Genomic DNA, 19207 nt, shown 5'->3' with positions numbered 1-19207 from the left:
CCTGTGTGCGCCTGCTCATCTGCTGACCTCCGCCAAGGGCGCGATCTCGCCCCAGATCTCCCACTCTACCTCAAGCGGCAGCAGCGCCTGCACCTTGCGGATGAGGGTATACATCTCGGCGGCGGTGGCCCCGCCCAGGTTAACCAGGAAGTTGCCGTGTTCGTGGCTAATCATGGCCCGGCCCACAGTGAGGCCTTTGAGGCCTTGGGCGTCAATCAGGCGCCCGGCAGCCTCGCCGGGGGGGTTCTTGAAGGCGCAACCCGCGCTTTTCTTTTTGGGCTGGCCCTTGCGGGCAGCGTCTACCAGCGCGATTTTGGCCCGCACGGCCTCCACCCCAGCGGGGGTAAGCCGCAGCTTAACCCTGGTGACGACGCTGCCCTGGGGCAGCTCGGAATGCCGGTAGCTGAAGCCCAGCTCTTCGGGCCGGTACTGCTCCAGGCGGCCATCGTGGTAAAGCTCGACCAGCTCGAGCGAATCGGCCATCTCGCCAAAGCGGGTGCCGGCGTTCATCTTCACCGCACCCCCCACCTGGGCGGGAATCCCGTACAGGCCCTCGAGGCCACTCAGGCCCAGCCGCGCCGAGGCCTGCAGCAGGCTCGGCAGCAAGGCCCCCGCGCCAATCCAGCCCGAAAGGTTCGGGTTCCACCGGGCAAACTCGCCGGCCAGCCGGATGACCCGCTCCGGTACGCCCGCATCCGAGACCAAGAGGTTGGAGCCGTTGCCCAGCACCCGGTAGGGGGCCTGGGTGGCCGCTTTGAGGTCGGCCAGGGTTTCCACCGTCCAGACCTCGGCCTCGCCCCCTACCCCGATGGTGGTGAGCCGGGCCAGTGGCAGACGGGCTATCTTCACGCTTTCACCTCCTCTTGGGCCCCGCTCATACCGCCTCCTTATGCGCCGCCAGCAGGCGGCCCAGCCGGTAGACGCTCCCCGCCCCGATGGTCAGGATTAAGTCGCCGGGGGCGGCGGTTTGCCGCAGGTAGCTGAGGATGTTGTCCCAGCTATCGTAGTGGGCCGCGCGCCCGCTGGAGCGCAGGTGCTCTACAATCCGGCCTGCAATCTGGGCGCTGGTGAGGCGCAGGGGGGTTTCTCCGGCGGCGTAGACATCCAGGATCAGGGCTTCGTCGGCCTGCTCCAGGGCCTGGGCATACTGCGGCCACTCCTGCTCACTGCGGCCGTAGCGGTGGGGCTGGAAGACCGCCCGCACCCGCAGGCCGGTGTTTTTTGCTGCCCTGAGCAGCGCCCACAGCTTGGTGGCGTTGTGGGCGTAGTCATCCACAATCAGGGCCCCGTTGAGCTCGCCCACCTTCTCGAAGCGGCGGCTGGCCCCGGTGTACTGGTAGAGGCCTTGCTGAATGGCTTCGAATGGAACCCCCGCCACCAGCGCCGCGGCTGCGGCGGCCAGGGCGTTGACAATGTTGTGTTCGCCAGGAACTTGCAGGCGCACCGGGCCCAAAGTCTGGCCCTGCCAGACCAGCTCGAAGTGGCTGCCGAAGGGCTCGAGGGCCATCCTGGCCGCATGGCAGTCGCCTTGCAGGAGCCCAAAGCTGCTGCGGGGACGGCCCTGGGTGAGCCCATCCAACAAGCGCCAGCCGGGTTCACCGTTGTAGACGACGTGCCTGGCCCGGCCCGCAAAGGAACGCACGGCATCTTGCAGGGCCTCGAAGGATGCGTGGTAGTTGGGGCGGGCCTGCCCGTCGGGCGAGACGTGGTCGGACTCGAGGTTGGTGACCACCGCCACATCCAGCTCTAAAAAGCGGAACAGGGGGTCGGACTCGTCTACCTCGGCGATGCGGTAAGGTCCCTGGCCCACCTTGGCGCTGCCGCCAATCAGGCCCAGCTCGGCCCCCAGCAGCACGGTGGGGTCGGTTTGGGCTGCGATGAAGATGCTGGCCAGCATGGAGGTGGTGCTGGTTTTGCCGTGGGAGCCGGTGACGCCCAGGCTGTAGCCCCCGCGCAAAATCTCGGCCACCACCTGAATTCGCCGCCAGACCGGAAGGCCCAGGGTATGGGCGGTAGCCAGCTCCGGTTCACTGTCTTTGATGGCGGTGGAGGCCACCAGCACGTCCACGCCCTCGAGGTGGGCGGGGCTGTGGCCCTGGAAAACCCGGATGCCCTCGCGCTCGAGCGCACGGGTAAGGTCGGATAGCTGGCTGTCGCAGCCGCTAACGATGTGCCCGTCCTTGCGCAGGATGCGGGCCAGCCCGCTCATGCTAATCCCCCCAATGCCCATTAGGTGATAATGCTTCACGCTGCCTCCAGCACCATTTGCGCCAGTCGCTGGGCTGCACCAGCCGGCGACAACCTACCAAGTCTATCGCGGATTTGCGCCCGCGTGGAGGGGTCGAGCAGGGCCCTTAGCTCGGCCTCGAAGTCGTTCCAGGACTCCAGCCGCCGGGCCGCGCCCTGTTTGGCGTAAAAGCCCACATTGGCCCACTGGGCGCCGCTGTCCAGGCTCTTTGGCAGAGGAACGCCCAGCACCGGAACCCGGTGGTAGGCGGCCTCGGACATAGTGCCGGCGCCGCCCCGGGTGATGGCCAGGTCGGCAGCACTCCAGGCCAGCACGCTGTCCAGGTAGCCGCGCAGATGGTAGTGGGGCCTTTGGAGCGGCCTGAGTGCGGCCTCCCAGCGCACCCCACACTGGTGCAGCACCTGCCATTCGTCCAGCAGGGGGTAAAGCCTGTGGGGCAGCTGCTCGTTGAGTTCCTTGCTGCCCTGGCTTCCGCCCAGAACCAGCAGGGTGGGACGCTGCGGATCCAGCCCCAAAGCGAGGCGGGCTTCGGCCTGGGGAAGCTTTTCTTCCCGTACTGGGTAGCCCACCACCTGGGCCTTGGCGGCCAGGTGGGGCGGCAGCGTGATGGGGGTGGCCAGGGCCACCCGCCTGGCCCAGCGGGCCAGGATGCGATTGGCCAGGCCTAGTTTGGCGTTTTGCTCATGAATAACCACGGGGATGCCGAGCAAAGCGGCCACAAAAGCCACCGGAAAACCAGCGTAGCCGCCCATGCTGAGAACAGCCCTGGGTTCTAGCTCGCGCACCACCTGCCGCGCCGCGAGCAGGCCCCGCACGACCTTGACCCCTTCTGCGGGCCGCAAGGCCTCGCGCGAGAGCTTGCCTGCCGGAATGATTCGGTAGGGCAGGCCACTTTCGGGCAGCACCCGCTCCTCCAGGCCGCCCAGGGCCCCCACGTAGGTCACTGGCTGGCCGGCTGCTATAAGGGCCCGGGCTGCCGCCAGCCCTGGATACAGGTGGCCGCCGGTGCCGCCTCCGGTTACGACCAGCATAGGCCTCCTTGGGTGAGTGGGCATGCCTCGAATTTCCAGGCCGTGCTCATGAGCGGGCCTCCTGGCTGGGGACTTCGCTTGGTCGGGCAAAGGCTTCCCTCGAGAGGGCCTGTAAAAGCCCCATGGCCACACCGGCCATCAACATCGAGTTGCCGCCCATGCTTACCATGGGCAGGGGTGAGCCGCCAATGGGAATGGTGCCAATAACGGCAGCGATGTTGAGGGCAGCTTGCAGCACCAAATACAGGGTCAGACCCAGGGCCAGCACACTGTAGGCGCCTGCTAGATTGGCGGCAATTTGCAGCCCCCGGGCCAGAATGAGCCACCAGGCCAGCAAGACCATAAAGCCTGCCAGCCAGCCTCCTGACCAGATGATGGAGGCCAGGATGAAGTCGTTGTGGGACTCGGGCAGGTTGGGCATGCGCGCGCCCACCCCCTGCCCAAACGGCCCCGCATTGACGATGATTTTGTGGGCCTGGGTAATTTGGTACAGGGGCCCCCGGATAACCTCTGGGCTCAGCTCATTTACCCGCCCACTGATGTAGGTACTCCAGCCCTCGTAGCGCTCACGTACTTTTTCGAAGCGGTTGAGGTACAACCCCGAGACCGAGAGGGCCAGAATCCAGGCGGTCAGCCCAATGGCCAGCAAGCGGCGCCAGGGAACCCCAATTACCACCAGCAAAAAGCCTGACAAAAGCAGCACAAACAGGCCTGTGTCCAGGTCGGGTGAGGCGATAATCAGGCCGGCGGCCAGGCTAATGGCCACAATGGGGCCGAGGATGGGGTAGTCGGTGGGTTTGTTGTGAAAAAAGGCTGCCAGGTAAAGCACCACGGCCAGCTTAGCCAGCTCTGAGGCCTGGATGTTGAACGAGGTAAAGGGCAGATCGATAAAGCGTTTTTCGCTACCCGGCCCAAAGCCTATGGCCAGGTTGGCCAGCAAGAGCCCTATCGAGAGCAGAAAAATGGGCCGAGCCGCCCAGAGGGCCCAGTGGGGGCGCAGACGCGAAACCAGCAACATCAGAACCAGTGAAAAAGCCATGTTGCGCAAGTTTTCCAGACTGTGTTGCTCTGGGGCCGCCCGCATCCAGTCGGAGGTGGCTACCCCCAGGGCCGAAAGGGCAAAAAGCAAGAGCTGGGCCAGCAACAAAATGCTATCCACGGGTTCCTCCCAATTCCAGCACCACTTCCCTGAATACCTTGGAGCGTTCTTTGTAATCCCTGAACTGATCGAAGGAGGTGGCGAGTGGGGCCAGCAGCACGCTGCCGGAGGAAAGCCGCTGGCGGGCCTCGAGCACGGCTTGGCGCAGGGCCTGGCGCCCGTCGGGTTCGCTGATTTCCACCACCTGCACCCGCTCGCTGAAAGGCGCGGCCATACGGGGGCCATCCTGGCCCACGGCCAGAATGAGCTGAACCTTGCGCTCCACCACTTCCAGCAGCTCCTCCACCGGCGCACCTTTGTCCACCCCGCCCAGTATCCAGGCTACCGGAGCGGGGGCTGCTTCCAGGGCTGCCCGCACGGCATCGAGGCGGGTGGCGATGGAGTCGTCAATGAAGTGCAGGCTGCCCATGCGGGCGAAAACCTCATAGCGGGCCTCGGGCCGGGGGGCCGAGGTGCGGAAGGGTTCCAGCGCTTTTTGGCTGGGTTCAACTGCCCAGGCCCGGCCAGGCTGCTCCCGCTCGACGATGTGGGCGTAGGCCAGGGCCGCCTGCAGGGCAGCGTTGAGGTTGGTTTCGCGGGGGTCGGTGGCGGGCTGGAAGGGGTAGCGCCGGGCCGGACTATGCGCGATGCCCGCCAGGATTTTTGGATCTTGGGCGTTGTAGACCAGAGCATCCTGGGAGGTCAGGTTCTTGATGAGGTTGAGCTTGGCAGCATGGTAGCTTTCCAGGCTTCCGTGTCGGTCGAGGTGGTCCACGCCCAGCAGCAGCAACACCGCGACCCGGGGGCGAAAGTGAACGGTGCGCTCGAGCTGGAAGCTGCTCATCTCCACCGCCACCACCTCGGCCTCATCCACCACACTGGCCAGCGGGGGATCGATGTTGCCGCCCTCGAGCGCCCGAAAACCTAAAGCCCGCAGGAAGTGTCCGGTGAACAGGGTGCAGCTGGTTTTGCCAGCGGTGCCGGTGATGCCGATGAGGGGGGTTTGGGAGTACCGGTAGACCAGCTCGGCCTCGCCAATGACCTCGGCCCCGCCCTGGCGCAGGGCCTGTAGCCTGGGGTGCTGCAGGGGGACGCCGGGGGCGGCAACAACCTGCTGGTAGTGGCCGGGGGTGGGGTTGGGTTCGAGCTCGAACCCCAGCGCCAGGGCCTGTTTGGCTTCCTCGGGCTTGAGCTTGTCGTCGTAGAAAGCAGCTCTCAGGCCGTGTCGTTGCAGGTAGGCCAGCACCCCCAGGCCGCTGCGCCCCAGCCCGTAGACCAGCCGTTTCACGCCGGGCCTCCCCACAGGTGCACCGCCAGGGCCGTGCACAGCGCAGTAACCACCACAAAGCGAAACACCACCTTGCCCTCGGACCAGCCCGAAAGCTCGAAGTGGTGGTGCAGCGGGCTCATGCGGAAGAAGCGCTTGCCGGTGCGGCGGAAGTAGCTCACCTGGATAATCACCGAGAGCACCTCCAGCACCGGAATCAGGGCCACCAGCGGGAGCCACCAGAGCTTACCCTCCAGGATAAAAAGCCCGGCGATAAGCGCGCCCAGGGCCATGCTGCCGGTATCGCCCATAAACACCGTGGCCTTGGGGGCGTTGTGCCACAGGAAGCCCAGCAAGGCCCCCACCATAGTCTGGGCGGTGGGCAGGCCCACAAAGGGCAGCAGCATCACCGCAGTTATGCTGGCCAGCAGGCCATCCACCCCGTCGGTGAAGTTGAAGGCGTTGCAGGCCGCTATCACCACCAGCGTGTACAGCAGCACGTCCAGCACCGGATAGGGGGTGTACTGCACCTGACGGGCGGCCCAGAGGGCAAAAATCAGGCTCATCAGCACCTGCACCACCAGCTTCTCGCGGGCCCTTAGGGGGCGGCGCAGGGAGCCGGCCAGGTCGTCGGCCAGGCCCAGCAGGGCCATGCCCAGCACCAGGAGCCAAAGCCCCGCCCAGCGGTCGCCACCCGAGAGCCCGTACACCACCGCGGCGGCCAGCAAAAAGGCCACCCCGCCCATGCTGGGGGTGCCCATCTTGCTCAGGTGGCTTTGTGGCCCGTCGGCCCGAACCTGTTTGCCAAGCCGCAAGGACTGCATCAGGGTAATCCAAAGCCCCACCAGGAACCAGCTCAGGAGCAAAGCGGCAGCGAGCGAGTTCATGGCACCTCCCGGCCCTGGGTAGAAGGCCTGACCCAGACCTCGAGCCCCCCTGGCTGGGCCAGCTCCAGATTGAGCCGCAAGGTAAGCAAGCGGCTTCCCTCGAGGGTATAGAGGTAGGCTCCGTCGGTCTCGAGGCCACTGTACGAGCCAGCCCTGAAGCCCAGGCGCAAGCCCTCCAGGCTCAGGCGGTACAGGCCCTCGGGGGTGAGCACATAAAGCTCGTCCAGCACCACCGCGGCCCGCACCCCAGCGGGCAGGGGAACCCGCAGGTTGTCGGGCAGGCGCAAGGCTTCGCGCGCAAAGGCATACACGTAGCGCTCATTCGCAGCCAAAAAGCCAAAGCGCCCTTCGGCCAGCAGGCGGCGCTCGAGGTAAAGCCCTTCCTCGGCCAGCCAGTAGACCCCTGCTTTGGTGTTGAGCGCATCTTTGGCTTTGAAAGCGAGCGTTCCCCGCTCCGGCACAAAAAGCCGGTCTTCCAGGCCCACCAGCGGCAGGGGCTTGGCCCGCACAAAGGTGGGAACCCCCGGAAGGGGCAGGCTGTCCTGGATAAAGCCGTTCTGGTAGACCAGAAGCTGGAAGGGGTAGGCGGCCAGGAGGGTGGGGCCGTTGCGGGACACCCAGGGGGTGGGGCTGGGCAGGGCCAGTTGCAGCCCCACCCCCTGCACCACACGCCCTTCGACCACCCCGCCTTCAATCAGGATGGGCCCGCTGGTAGCCGGAGTCTGGGACTGGGGGGCGCAGGCCGCCAGCCATATCCCGCAGGCCACCAACCCCACCCTCATGCCCCCTCCTTAGGCCAGAGCTCTAGCAGGCGCTCGAGGCCCACGCTACGCGAAGCCTTCAGGTAGACCAGGTCGCCGGGGGCTACCACCTGTGCCAGATAGGCCGCGGCCTCCTCGATGGTCTCTACTGCTATACCACCCACCTCGGCGGCCTGTTGCTTAGCAAAAGGGCCCACGAAGACCAGGTTTGAACCCGTGTCCGCGGCCAGTCGGGCGGCCTCGAGGTGGTACTTCAGGGCCTCCTGGCCCAGCTCGGCCATGCGCCCCAACACCAGCCATTTTCGGCCTGGCAAGGTTTGCAGGAACGCCATCCCGGCCAAGAGCGAAAGGGGGTTGGCGTTGTAGGCATCGTGGATGAAGTCCACTGCCCCCAGCCGCAGGCGCTGCATCCGGCCTGGGGGCAGTTTGAGTTCAGCCAGGCGCTCGATGACTTCTGGGAGGGGCTTCCCCAAGAGGCAAGCAGCGGCCAGCGTGGCCAGCGCCCCCAGCACCGGCCCCACCCCAGGGTAGGGGAGGGCTACGGTGTGCCCCTCGAAGCGGAAGCGGGTAGCCTCGAGACGCATCTCCACCCCCTCGGCGCGGAAGTCCCCCGTGCCAATACCGTAGGTTTTCAGGCCGGGCAGGTTCAGCAATTGGGCGGCCTGCACGCTGGCCAGCCGGATGGGGCTGACCTGCAGCAGCCAGCTTTCCTCCCGGATGACGTTCTCCAGGTTCCCCAGCCCCTCCAGGTGCTCCACCCCCAGGCTGGTGAGCACGGCCATATCGGGCCGGGCCAGATAGGTGAGCTCGGCCATTTCCAGCAAGCGGTCTATGCCCAGCTCCACCACACAGCCTTCGGCTTGGTGCAGGTGGAAAAAGAACCGGGTCAGGCCGGGTGCGTTGTTGAGGTTGCCCTCGGGGGCTGGCCAGGCCAGGCCCTGGGCCAGGCACTCCTTGGTGGTGGTTTTGCCGGAGCTGCCACCCACAGCCAGCACCGTGCCGGCAAACTGCTCGCGCAGGGCCCGCCCCACCGCCAGCAAGGCCCGCTCGGGCCTTGTTACCTGCACCGCGCCGGGGTGGGCCAGGTCGCTGACCACAAAAGCAGCCCCGGCTTGCAAAGCCTGCAGGCCAAACTCACGCCCGTGGGTCTGGGCCCCCGGTAGGGCAAAAAAAGCCACCCCAGGCCCAACCTGGCGGGAGTCCCAGTGCAAATCGTGGGCTACGGAGGTGCCCTGGTGCACCTGCCCGCCCGTAAGGCTGGCTACCCATTCGGGTCGAAGTTCCTTGAGGCCGTTATGCTCCATAGGTTATTTGAGTGTTTTCCCCAACTTACACAAGACACTCATCGCTGAACCAGTTTACCCTTCTTCGCTGAGGGCTCCAACTGTGGTCGTGGGGGAACGCCCCACAGGGCAAAAAGCCGGGCCGCAATAGCGCGGTAGATGGGGGCGGCCACCTGGGAGCCGTGGATGCGGCTGCCTTTGGGGTGAAATAGTGTGACCACCACCGTCACGCGTGGGGTGTTGGATGGGATGAAACCAGCGAACAAGGCCGCGTACACGCTGCTGCTGTAGCGCCCATCCACCACCACCTGGGCGGTGCCGGTCTTGCCCCCCAGCACATAGCCCGGCAGCTTGGCGTTTTCGGCAGCGCCATCGGTAAGGGCCTTGCGAATCTCACGTGCCACCTGGGGCCTGAACACTTCCGCGCTTTGTGAGGTGTTGCCCTCGAACAAAATGGGCTGGCGGTAGACTCCGTCGTTGGCCAGGGTGTTGTAGGCCGCTGCCAGATGCAGCGGGGTAATCAGGAAGCCCTGCCCAAAGCTCGCATTGGCGTACTCGGCAGGCCCCCAGCGGTGAAGGGGGCGTACCTGGGGGGCGGCTACCCGTACGCCAATCTGCGGCTGATAGGACAGCGGCGGCATGGGGGCTTCGTCCATGAAGTGCAGCTTCTTGAAGTAGTTGAACAAGGTTTCGCGTGGTATGCGCTCGGCCAGGGTGGTGATGCCCACATTGGAGGAGTACTTGAGTACCTCGCTCAGGGTGAGGGTCTCGGGGTGTTTGACCACGTCGTTGATGGTCCAGCCGGCAATGCGCCGACTCATGGGGGCATAAACCTTGGTCTCCAGCCGGGCTACGTTTTCTTCCAGCAGCACTGCCGCCGTAAGGGGCTTGATGGTCGAGCCAGGTTCCAGGGCATAAGCGAAGGCATGATTGCGCCAGGAAACATCCTGCTGGAGGTTGCGCCGCGGGGCGGTGGGGTCGAAGGCAGGGCCGTTGGCTACCGCCAGGAGTCGACCGGTTTTGCTTTCCATGACCACCACCGTGCCCCAGTCGGCTTTGGCAACCTCGAGGCCATGCCACAAAGCCTGCTCGGCGATGGCCTGTACCTGGGGGTCTATCGTCAGACGCAGGCTCTGGCCCAAGGAGAGCAGTTTTTCCAGGTCGAGCTCGAGGCCCGAGAGCCCCTTGCCGCTGCTGCGCTCGCCAAAGCCAATGAGCTGGGCCGCCGAAGGCCCCAACGGGTACAGGCGGGTGTCGTGGGGGGTGCTCAGGGCCAGGGGGGTGCCATCGGCTGCTTCCAGGCTGCCTCGCACGGGGGGTGCTTCGGTTCGGGTGGGGGGGCGTAAAGGCAGGCTGGGGGCGTTGTGCCAAAGGACATAAAAGCCATACCCCAGGGCCAGCGCAAAGGCCAGCAGGGCCAGCAGCACCACCCAGCCCCGGCTCAGGGTGGCCTGTTCGTGGGTTCCCAGACGGTTCAAGGGGTGCTCCTTTCGGTTTCCTGGGCTGGATTAACCCAGCGGCCCAGGCTCATGGGAATGTAGCCGTTGGCCTCGGCCCAGGTTCGCAAGGCCAGGGGGGCCGTAAGCTGATAGCGCTGTAGCAGCAGCCGGGTTTCTTTTTGCCTTAGGTCGCTTTCGTTGGCCTGGAGGGCCGCCAGCCGGGTGTTTAGCTGCTGGTTGTAGTGCCCCAGGGCGGTGAGTCCTGTTAGTAGCAGTAAATACACCAGGCCCCATCGCAATACCGTTTTCATGCTTTGCCTCCATCTACGCGCTCGGCTACGCGCATCTTGGCACTTCGGGCTCGAGGGTTTTCGCGCTGTTCGGTCTCGGAAGGCACAATGGGTTTCTTGGTAAGGGGTTGCAGGACTGCGGATTCCCGCAAGAAATGCTTGACCAGACGGTCCTCCAGCGAGTGAAAGCTGATGATTACCAGCCTTCCACCCTTCCTCAGCACCGCTTCGGCGCTCCGCAAAAGCTGCTCCAGGGCGCCTAGTTCATCGTTGACATAAATCCGCAGGGCCTGGAAGCTTTTGCGGGCCGGGTGGCCGGCTTCCCGAAAACCTGTGGCCCGGCGGATGACCTCGGCCAGTTGGGTGGTGGAGGTGAAGGGGCGGTTCTCTACAATGAAGCGGGCGATGCGGCGCGCACGCGGCTCTTCACCGTATTTGAAAAGAATGTCGGCAATTTCCTCCTCGCTATAGCTATTGACTACCTCGGCGGCGGTCAGGTCGCCCGAGCCCATACGCATGTCCAGCGGGCCCTCGAGCTGGTAGCTAAAGCCGCGCTGGGGGTCGTCGAAATGGAAGCTGGACACCCCCAGATCGGCCAGGATGCCGTCCACCTGGCCGATACCTAGCTTTTGCAGTTGGGGCAGGAGTTCGCTAAAGTTGGCCTCGACCAGGGTTAGGTTGGGCAGGCCCAGCGCTTTGGCCCGCGCGATGGCCTCTGGATCCTGGTCGAAAGCGACCACCCTGCCCCCCCGCTCGAGGATGCCCCGGGTGTGGCCTGCTCCGCCCAGGGTAGCATCCACATAGACCCCACCGGGCCGGATCGCCAGCCAGTCCAGGGCTTCCTGGTAGAGCACCGGGGTGTGGTTCATGCTTTGCCCTCCCGGCCGCGAGGCGGGCTGGGTTGAGAAATACAGGTGATGGCGCGCATACATGCTTCATCCAATCAGGCCGCGCAGAGCCTCGGGGGTGGTGGGGTTTTCGACAAACTTGGTGATGGTGGCCCACCAGCGGCTCTCGCTCCAGAGCTCGAGGCGGGTAGGGGCGCCGACCACAACGGCCTCGTTGGTATCCTCGAGGCCGGCAAACTTGCGCAGGGGCGGGGGAATGGTTACCCGTGAAGCGCTGTCCATCTGGGTTTTGTGGGCTCCTGAATACAAAAAGCGCACCAGCTCCTGCGCGTCCCGATCAATCAGCGGTACGTTTTGCAGCTGTCGCTCGATGTTGCTCCAGGCCAGCAGGGGGTACATGTAGAGGCAGCCCTCGAGGCCCCGGGTAATCACCACCCCATCCTCGATAAACGAGCGGAAGGGCTGCGGAATCACAACCCTACCTTTGTCATCGAGGCTATACTGGTGTTCACCGAAGGGCATCTCGTGTTCTCCTGTGCAGATTCGGTTTTTAGGGCTCGTCTCGCCACGAGCGTTTCCCACCGGAGGTGCTGTTCTGAACCGTAATGTACCACGCAATCCCCACTTTTTACCACTATCTCCCACCTGACTCCCACTTTTTCCCACCTTCGGGGTTCAAATTGGGCGGGTTTCCCACCAAATCCACCCCACCCCCGAAGGCCCCGGGTGTGGGCGTGAAAACATCGTGTAAGACGATAAAAACGCCATCACACCCGGCGCCGGGTATCCGCTTCTGCCGCCCAAAAAGAACCCTCGAGGCCCCGTCTTAATACTTGGGCCGGCCTTTGTTATGCGCCACGCTAAATGTCACCAGTGGAAGAGCCGGAATGAAGCGGAATGAGGCGGAAAAATGCCGTATGGAACTGCAAAAACGTGAGATCGAGGTGGAAGCGCCTGAAAACTGGGGCGCGCCACGCTAAATGTCACTAACGCCCATTTTGCGCCACGCTAAATGTCAAAACGAAACGCGCTATTTTTCACTATGTGGGTATTATGAAAACAATGAGTACAATAAATTTAGCAAAAAACATAAATGAGAGTCACTAATACAAAAATAAAAAATCCAATGAAGCAGCTCAACACACTAGAATAATGCGATAAATGTGGCAAAAATAAATAAAATAGCATTGCGTGTACTAAGTATATAATGTAGTGCTAGCCACTCCGCCATTTTGTACTAAGTCAAACAAATCTCTCATAAAGCCACTCCGCCAAAATAGACTAAGTCAAATAAAACCAAATGGCGGAGTGGAAAAAACAACGTCCAGCAGCCTAAAAAGTTATAACCTTCTTACTTAAAACGCCACTCCGCCATGACGGAGTGGGTGAAACATACAAAAATAAGCTAAAAAACCTGTGTGCAACAAATAAAAATCGTGAAACATAATTTTCCACTCCGCCAAAAGTGAGCAATGCTACATTGGCGGAGTGGGTGAAACATCAAAAAGTTGCTGTTTTTGCGATAACAAAAGCATCCAGGCGTGAAACATGTTGCGTAAAAGTAACCAAAGCCACAGTGAAATAACTGCACTCATAAATAGGCCAAAACTATCATGAGATTCTAATACGATAAAGGGCAATTATGAGAGAAAAAGATTAAGATTTGACCCCCACCCGGGTCAGGGTGGGGGTTTGAGGTAGCGCTTCTCGAGCCACAGCGCCCGGCGCACCTGGCTGCGCAGCTCGTCTATGTCCTGGCTGGCCGGCTGGTGCAACCAGTATTCGACCAGGGCGGCGTACTGCTCGAGGGGACTCGGGGCCTCATCTACGATCAGCCCCTGATCGGAAAACCCAGCTTCTCCATGACGGCCTCGACCACCTCGGTGGCATAGCCCGGCTTGTCGGAAAGCAGGGCCTCCCACTCGGCCCGCTGCGCGGGCTCGATGATGGCCAGGGTGAAAAACGCGGTGGCCTGGGTGGGGCTTTTGCGGGTGCGGGCCACCAGGGCGTCGATCTGGGCGGTGGTGGGTTTCTGGAAGGCAAACTTCCTGCCCTCCGGGGTCTCAAAAACGTGATAGGCGTTGGATTTGTCGGCCATTTATCTCACTCCACCAGGGCGTCCTGGTCGTTGGACTTCAGGCTCAGGTACTGGAAGCTCAGGGTAACGGTCAGTTCGTCGCCATCTTCTTCGATGTTGTCGAAGCTGCGCTCGGTAAAGATGCAGTCCTGCAAGACATCGGTCTTGGGGTTCCCATCCCCCTTGTCGTAGCTGACCACGATCTCGAAGGGGTCGATGTTGTACAGGCCCTTCTGCTGGATTTCGGAATCCTCCAGCATGCGGTCGTACTCCTCCCGCAGCAGCACGACCTGCCCATCCTTGCCGCTGTAGCGCTTCAGGCGGTATCCGCGCGGGCGCAATCCCTTGCCGTACACCTTTTCGGCCCCTCGCTCGTCGCCGTAACTGATGGACTTCACATCCACCAGGGTGCGGCCCTTCAGGTTGAGGGTGATGTGTTCCCAGTCGTAGTATCTGCCGTTAATCATGGATCACCTCCTAGGCCGCCAGAAAGGGGTTCTCGAAGCCGATGTCCAGGGTGATCTCCCGCAGATAGCCCAGCGGGACGATGCGCACCTGCACCCGCAGGGATGAGCTGGCCAGGATGTCCTGGCCGGGGGGAATGATGACCCGGCCCCGCACGATCTCGCCCTTGCTCTGCATGATGCGCAAGGGGGTATTGGCGCGGGCCACCAGGGTAGCCAGGGAGGCATTGAGATCGAGCGGGTCCACCCCCTGCTGCACGAAATCGAGCAGGGCCTGGCGCACCTGGGTGGTGGCCTTGTTCATCACCCGCCGGTTGGGCACGATCTTGTAGTCGCTGGTGGGGGCGGCGGCCATGCGGTCCTCCACCACGAACCAGCCGTCCCGGCCAATCAACTTATAGATGGTGGTGAAGCCAGCGTTGTCCAGGGCCAGGGCGTGCGCATTGTTGAAGCTGGTGGCCTTGCCGTACTGGCCCGTGGTGAAGGGCGCGGGCACCACCAAGCCCGCCAGGGGGCCCTGCTGCACCCAGGAGGTTTTGATGTGCACGGGGTTGCGGCTGCTGCGGGCAGCGATCCGCGAGGCCAGACTCTGCACCTCGAGGCGACCGCTCAGGGTATCCACCACCTCGCCCCAGGCGGCCACGATCTGCAAATGCTTGGAGGCGAAGCTGGCCTTTTCCGTCAGCCGGGCGTTGACCCAGGCATCTGCATCGCTGCCCGGAGGAACGGTTTCGGCCACGAAGTAGATGTAACGGAATTGGTTTTCCGCCTCCAGGGCCAGCGCATCCAGGGCCGCCCACATGGCGGCGTCGCTGGGCTGGGCCAGCTGGATGTACTCGTAGAGCAGGGCCGAGCCGAGCGCGGCCCGGATGGCGGTCTGGGCCGCCGATACGCTACACCTGGGCGCTGTCACCGCAAACTTGTAAACATCGCCCAGCACGTAGCTGCCCGCCGCGAAGTTGAGGGTCAGGCCGGTGCCGGGGATGACGTAGGTGGCCGCGGTGGCGATCTCCAGGCTGAGGCTGTCGCCCCCGTCCAGGCTGTACACGAAGGCCGATGTGCCCAGCGCCCCGGCGCGGGTGATCCGCACCTGTAAATCGTAGGCATCCAGCGGGCTGCCCGTGACGGTGACCGCAGGGCTGGCGGGGTTGCCCGCGTCGGGGGTCACGGTGCCGGCCACATCCGCGCTGGCCCGCACCGCGTAGACCTGGCCCCCGCCATAGGCGAGCTGGTCGGCCACCGCCCGCGCCAGCGGGCCCGTGCCCAGGGTGGAGGGCACCGCGCCCAGGTCGGAAAGGCCAATCACCTGGTTGAGGGGCCCTGCGCTGGAAACCCCCACCACCACCCGAGCCCCATCCCCGGACGGGGCCACTACGCCCAGGCCGCCATCCTGAATAATCGGATAAACACCCGGCAGGCTCATCTACTTCCTCCATCGGTGGGGCCTTTCAAAAAGCGCTCCACCGCCTTCAAAAACACCTCTTCTTTGACCCGAAACCCGATGGGCCAGCGCTCGCGCACCCGCACACCGGCCAGGGCCCAGGCCTCCACGCCGTGCCGAGCTGCCAGCTCCTCCACCGTGGGCAGCTCCAGCGGTTCTTTATCCTTCTCACTCGCCACTTGCGCCTCCTTCAATTTCGCGCTCGATCTCGACCGTGATCGGGGTCCAGGCGTTGTCGCGGTAGATGCCGATTTCGACCGGGATCTCGAGCCGGATGCCGTTCTGGGCAATGAGCACCCCCTCCTCATCCTGATAGCTAAAGCGAATGCGCTCCGCTGGAACCTTGAAGCGCACCCCCGCGCTGTCCACCAGGGTGTGATCGAACAGCCAGGTCAGAAAGCCCTGGAGAATCTGGTTCAGCTCCGGCTCGTTGCGGGCATATAGCTCACAGCGCATGTTGGCCTCGCCGAGCCACAGCCAGCGGCGGGAGCGCACAGGGGCCTGCTCTACCGACAGCCGTTTGCCGGCCCGGTTTAGCTCGCCCTGCAGCGGGTAGAGCCAGGCCGATAGATCGGTGGGATAGGCCTCCCCCCGGTTTCGCTGTTCCTGACGGATATACCGCTCCGGCAGCCCGGTGGAGACCAGGCCGCGGGTCAGGTGCTGGCGAACCAGGCTAACCACCCAGGGCCTCCTTCAGGATGCGCTCGATCTCGGCCTCATCCGCCCTCGATATGCCCAGGTAGGGCCGGGCCGGGATGCGCACCCCGCGCCCGCGTCCCGCCAGCCCGCCAAACTGGTGGATGGCGGCGTAGACCAGGTTGGTGCCCACCGCCACCCTGGTTCCGTCCCGCCTGGCGGTGATGGAGTTGCGCAGGCGGCCCGATTGAATCAGGATTTTTCGCTTCTCCATTCGCTCCAGCGCCTGCTTTCGCAACCCACCGGACTTCTTGAAGTCCTTTTTGCGCGGGGCCACGGTGGCCGCGGCCAGGGGCTCCCAGGGCCGCCCATCGGGGCCCTTTTGCTCGTTGAAGCGCTGGATGGTGGAGGAGACCAGAACCTCCCCCACACTGGCCGCCACGCGATCCAGCCGGGTAGCGGCCAGTTTGCGCAGCGCCCGGTTGAGCCTGGTCACATCCCCCACGATCCGCACGCCCATCAGAAGTCCTCCAGCTTCTCGCGGGAAAACACTCGCCTGGCCGCGCGTATGCGAGGCAGTACCCCCTGGGGCACCGCAGGCCCATCGGAGCCGCTGTTGCCGCTGAAGGTCAGGCTGGTTTTGCCCAGGGCCAGGTCGCGCAGCCAGCGCAGGGCATCCTCGTAGTTCTGGCGGATGGTCTCGTCGGCTGTACCGGGTCGGATGCCCCGGCGGGAAAAGAGCTTGTACTTGACCACATCCATCGCCTTGTCGCGCAGAACATCTGGAATCTCGGGCAGGGGCAGGGTGTAGCGCTGAGCTACATAGGAGTTGACCTCGGCCACTGCCTTGCGGATGTCCTCCTGGATGCGGGCCTCTGCGGCGGGGGTGATAGCCTTCTCATTCTCGTCGTCTACGAGATAGATCAGCACATCCTCCGCCAGGTTGGCCCTTACATCCGCGATGGTGAACATGGTCTAACCTCTCAATTAAGCGCCGGTGCTGCCGTAGGCCAGCTGCCAGAAGGCGTACCCCGCGTTCTTGCGGTCGTCAAAGCCGTAGACGTACTCCTTGCGCTTGAAGACGTTCTCGTCGGTGGGGCGATCCAGTGCGGTGAATTGCGGCTCCTTGCGCACCTGCAGGATCAGGGGCTTGACCGCACGGCTGGTCTCGAGCAGGAACCAGTAGGCCGAAGCAGCGCCCGACAGCTCGGGCACCACCAGCAGACGGGCCTTCTGGTAGTTGGGGTTTTCCCCGCCACCGGAGAGGGTACGCAGGGCTACGATGCTCTCGGCGGTGGCCCGCAGGTCGGGCCCCACCACCAGCAGCGGGGCCCGCTCGCCGGTGCCCATGAACAGGCGCATGGGCCGCCCGGCAGCGTTGGGGATCTTCTGCATCTGGGCCAGGGCGGCCTCGAAGTTGGCTGCGGTCAGGGGCACGTTGCCCCGGTTGCTGACGGTCTGCTTGCCCACCTTGTGGTCGGTGGCGAAGAAGGTCTTGCCGTCGTAGCAGGTCTGGGTGAAGCCGGCCTTGAGCACATCGAATACCAGCTGGTCGCGGTGGTAGGCCACCTCCTCCCCCAGCATGCGGAACATAGGGGTGTACACGCCCAGGTTGTCGTCCTCGATGTCGTTTTGTTTGACCGCCACGGTCAGCTCGAAGTCGCGGTTGCGGATGGTGTAGCTGGACTCGCTCAGGTTTTTGATGTCCCGCTCGTCCACCCACTCCTTCATCCCCGGAACGTCCGCCAGCCAGCCATAGGTGTTGGCGCTGGTGTTGCTGGGCGCCTGCATGGCGATCTGGCTCCATTGCAGATCGACCTGGGATAGGGCTTCGTAGGCCAGCGCGCGGAAGCTGCGGCGCAGGCTGGCAAGGTTGGCATCATTGATGATCACGCATGACCTCCATTAGCGGGTATCTACCCAGACCCCATCGGATTCAACATCCACAATGCGGCCTGCTCTGGATTTGGTGTTGCCACCGTTGGTGCGGCAGACAGTCTGGTCGTCGGTGATAAAGCAGTCGGCCCAGAGATCGGCCTGGGTGATGGCGTCGCCGGGGTCGTTGTCGAACTTGAATACCCCGCGGCGCACCAGTACGCTGACCGCGCCGTTGGCCCCACCAGTATTGTCCACGGTCTCCTCGGCCCGACCGATCACCCGCAGGTTGAGCGCTGTGCGCCCTGGGGCGGCGAACCCGGCATCGCTTACCACCAGGGTGCCTTGCCAGATGCGGGTATTGGCCTTTACAGGGATGCTAAACAAATCGCCTTCACGCATGAAGGTATCGCGCGGGGCAGTTGCTGCGGGCATTAATCATCACCTCCGTATTTCAATAAGGCTTCCTGGGAAACGCCCACCAGCTGCGCTACGGCCAGGTCGTTGTCGCTGAGCGCGGCGCGACCTTGCTTCTGGGCAGGCTGTAGCTGCGGTAGCTGGGTGGGCACGCGGGGAGGCAGGGCCTCCAGGGCCATGCGGGTGGCCTCGAAGTCGCTGGCCGCCAGGCGCAGGAATAACTCACGCTGGTTGGGCAGGATGCGTCCGTCTTCCAACGCGGCCTCCACCAGGGCCTGGATACGCTGCTGCTCGCGTTGACGGGCCTCCTGCTCCAACTGTTCGCGCAGGCGGCTGACCTCGTCGAGCACCTGCTCGTTGGCGGCCAGCCGGATGACCCGGGCCCGCAGCTCGGGGGTCACGGTGGCGTCGCTGAGGCCCAGCGATTGCACCAGTAGATCGCCCAGCTGGGCTCGGGCTTGCAGAGCCTCCAGCGCGGCGCGCACCTGCTCCTCCCCGGCATCCGGGGGGAGTCCTACCATCTGTCTTAACCAGTCCATTTTTTCCTCCATACCGATCCGGCGTTGCCACTGCGTGCCGGGGCGGTTTGTGAGCGCGTGCGAGTGGTAGCCGACGACGTGACCGTCCTCGGTGTGGAGCAGCACCGGGGAGATGAAGGCGAAGGCCCCCTTCATCACATCCGCCGCCCCTTCCGGGGTCCACTCAACCAGGCCATACACATAACCCTCTTCGACCACCACATCCTGAATAAAGCCAGCGGCTGGGGCTTTGTCCCGCTTGCCAGCCTCCACATCCAGCGTGGCGTGGTGCCAGTCGAGCACCCAGGGCCGGCCATTCTGGCGCAGTTGCTCCCGCACTGCCGCCAGACTGGCCTCATCGAACACAAACCGGCGGCCATTGCCGAAAAACTCACCGAACGGATGCAGCGGAATCCGATTAGGGACGCCACCGTCCTGCAAGGATATCTGCGAAGTGACGCCGGAAGAGGTCAGGGTGTGCAAACTGAACCTCCCAGGGGAGCCGCTCGAACAACTCCAAAGGCAAACCCGTTTTCAACCGCCAGTAGCTGCGGTTTTCTAATCGTGCGGTCTCCGGCGAAAGTGGC

At 63.8% G+C, this 19207-nt stretch carries 22 protein-coding genes; all 22 read right to left on the bottom strand.

Annotation, left to right across the window (positions count from 1 at the left end; all coding sequences use genetic code 11):
* Positions 1-15: 15 nt before the first annotated feature.
* The 22 genes from Q355_RS0109955 to Q355_RS0109845 all read right to left on the bottom strand — a co-directional run bounded on the left by Q355_RS0109955 (position 16) and on the right by Q355_RS0109845 (position 19103).
* Positions 16-849 carry a UDP-N-acetylmuramate dehydrogenase gene (locus Q355_RS0109955; RefSeq protein WP_027877667.1) on the bottom strand — a complete coding sequence of 278 codons (834 nt, stop codon included), beginning with the start codon at positions 847-849 and terminating at the stop codon, positions 16-18.
* Positions 850-874: 25 nt separating this feature from the next.
* Complete coding sequence (gene murC, locus Q355_RS0109950; protein WP_027877666.1) at positions 875-2248, bottom strand: UDP-N-acetylmuramate--L-alanine ligase; 1374 nt, start codon at positions 2246-2248, stop codon at positions 875-877.
* Positions 2245-3279 (bottom strand): UDP-N-acetylglucosamine--N-acetylmuramyl-(pentapeptide) pyrophosphoryl-undecaprenol N-acetylglucosamine transferase, encoded by a 1035-nt coding sequence (locus Q355_RS0109945; RefSeq protein ID WP_027877665.1) that lies wholly within the window; start codon positions 3277-3279, stop codon positions 2245-2247. Before Q355_RS0109945 ends, murC begins: the two co-directional genes overlap by 4 nt.
* A gap of 46 nt (positions 3280-3325) precedes the next feature.
* Positions 3326-4438: an FtsW/RodA/SpoVE family cell cycle protein gene (locus tag Q355_RS0109940; protein WP_027877664.1), complete on the bottom strand. Its 1113-nt coding sequence runs from the start codon at positions 4436-4438 to the stop codon at positions 3326-3328.
* Complete coding sequence (murD, locus tag Q355_RS0109935) at positions 4431-5705, bottom strand: UDP-N-acetylmuramoyl-L-alanine--D-glutamate ligase (RefSeq protein ID WP_027877663.1); 1275 nt, start codon at positions 5703-5705, stop codon at positions 4431-4433. Before murD ends, Q355_RS0109940 begins: the two co-directional genes overlap by 8 nt.
* Positions 5702-6571 (bottom strand): phospho-N-acetylmuramoyl-pentapeptide-transferase, encoded by an 870-nt coding sequence (locus Q355_RS0109930; RefSeq protein WP_027877662.1) that lies wholly within the window; start codon positions 6569-6571, stop codon positions 5702-5704. The genes murD and Q355_RS0109930 overlap by 4 nt, the downstream gene beginning before the upstream one ends.
* Entirely contained in the window at positions 6568-7353 is a 786-nt protein-coding gene (locus Q355_RS0109925) for a hypothetical protein (protein ID WP_027877661.1), read from the bottom strand. The genes Q355_RS0109930 and Q355_RS0109925 overlap by 4 nt, the downstream gene beginning before the upstream one ends.
* Complete coding sequence (locus Q355_RS0109920) at positions 7350-8636, bottom strand: UDP-N-acetylmuramoyl-tripeptide--D-alanyl-D-alanine ligase (RefSeq protein ID WP_027877660.1); 1287 nt, start codon at positions 8634-8636, stop codon at positions 7350-7352. Before Q355_RS0109920 ends, Q355_RS0109925 begins: the two co-directional genes overlap by 4 nt.
* Before the next feature lie 38 nt (positions 8637-8674).
* Entirely contained in the window at positions 8675-10093 is a 1419-nt protein-coding gene (locus Q355_RS0109915; protein ID WP_027877659.1) for a peptidoglycan D,D-transpeptidase FtsI family protein, read from the bottom strand.
* Positions 10090-10365 (bottom strand): hypothetical protein, encoded by a 276-nt coding sequence (locus Q355_RS0109910; RefSeq protein WP_027877658.1) that lies wholly within the window; start codon positions 10363-10365, stop codon positions 10090-10092. Before Q355_RS0109910 ends, Q355_RS0109915 begins: the two co-directional genes overlap by 4 nt.
* Positions 10362-11213 carry a 16S rRNA (cytosine(1402)-N(4))-methyltransferase RsmH gene (gene rsmH / locus Q355_RS0109905; RefSeq protein ID WP_027877657.1) on the bottom strand — a complete coding sequence of 284 codons (852 nt, stop codon included), beginning with the start codon at positions 11211-11213 and terminating at the stop codon, positions 10362-10364. Before rsmH ends, Q355_RS0109910 begins: the two co-directional genes overlap by 4 nt.
* Positions 11214-11279: 66 nt before the next feature.
* Positions 11280-11714, bottom strand: a complete 435-nt coding sequence (mraZ, locus tag Q355_RS0109900; RefSeq protein WP_027877656.1) for a division/cell wall cluster transcriptional repressor MraZ — start codon at positions 11712-11714, stop codon at positions 11280-11282.
* A 1309-nt stretch (positions 11715-13023) separates the two neighbouring features.
* Entirely contained in the window at positions 13024-13290 is a 267-nt protein-coding gene (locus Q355_RS0109890) for a DUF6848 family protein (protein ID WP_027877655.1), read from the bottom strand.
* A 5-nt stretch (positions 13291-13295) separates the two neighbouring features.
* Positions 13296-13736, bottom strand: coding sequence for a hypothetical protein (locus tag Q355_RS0109885; RefSeq protein WP_027877654.1), 441 nt, complete (start codon positions 13734-13736; stop codon positions 13296-13298).
* A 10-nt stretch (positions 13737-13746) separates the two neighbouring features.
* On the bottom strand, positions 13747-15156 hold the full coding sequence (locus Q355_RS0109880) for a DUF2586 family protein (RefSeq protein WP_027877653.1): 1410 nt from the start codon (positions 15154-15156) through the stop codon (positions 13747-13749).
* Entirely contained in the window at positions 15153-15353 is a 201-nt protein-coding gene (locus Q355_RS15725; RefSeq protein WP_036259196.1) for a hypothetical protein, read from the bottom strand. Before Q355_RS15725 ends, Q355_RS0109880 begins: the two co-directional genes overlap by 4 nt.
* Positions 15343-15855 (bottom strand): hypothetical protein, encoded by a 513-nt coding sequence (locus Q355_RS0109870; protein ID WP_027877652.1) that lies wholly within the window; start codon positions 15853-15855, stop codon positions 15343-15345. The genes Q355_RS15725 and Q355_RS0109870 overlap by 11 nt, the downstream gene beginning before the upstream one ends.
* Positions 15848-16330, bottom strand: a complete 483-nt coding sequence (locus Q355_RS0109865) for a phage virion morphogenesis protein (protein WP_036259193.1) — start codon at positions 16328-16330, stop codon at positions 15848-15850. The genes Q355_RS0109870 and Q355_RS0109865 overlap by 8 nt, the downstream gene beginning before the upstream one ends.
* A complete protein-coding gene (locus tag Q355_RS15720) occupies positions 16330-16782 on the bottom strand; it encodes a gp436 family protein (protein WP_051529382.1) in 453 nt (150 codons plus the stop codon). The genes Q355_RS0109865 and Q355_RS15720 overlap by 1 nt, the downstream gene beginning before the upstream one ends.
* A 15-nt stretch (positions 16783-16797) precedes the next feature.
* Positions 16798-17703, bottom strand: a complete 906-nt coding sequence (locus Q355_RS0109855; RefSeq protein WP_027877650.1) for a Mu-like prophage major head subunit gpT family protein — start codon at positions 17701-17703, stop codon at positions 16798-16800.
* Between the two features lie 12 nt (positions 17704-17715).
* Entirely contained in the window at positions 17716-18120 is a 405-nt protein-coding gene (locus Q355_RS0109850; protein WP_027877649.1) for a hypothetical protein, read from the bottom strand.
* Positions 18120-19103, bottom strand: a complete 984-nt coding sequence (locus tag Q355_RS0109845; RefSeq protein WP_084496100.1) for a phage protease — start codon at positions 19101-19103, stop codon at positions 18120-18122. Before Q355_RS0109845 ends, Q355_RS0109850 begins: the two co-directional genes overlap by 1 nt.
* Positions 19104-19207: the final 104 nt, after the last annotated feature.

This window comes from Meiothermus cerbereus DSM 11376, from assembly GCF_000620065.1.
GTDB classification, from domain to species: domain Bacteria; phylum Deinococcota; class Deinococci; order Deinococcales; family Thermaceae; genus Meiothermus; species Meiothermus cerbereus.
Note: the sequence above shows the minus strand (reverse complement) of the source record. Positions and strands in the feature narration are given on the sequence as shown.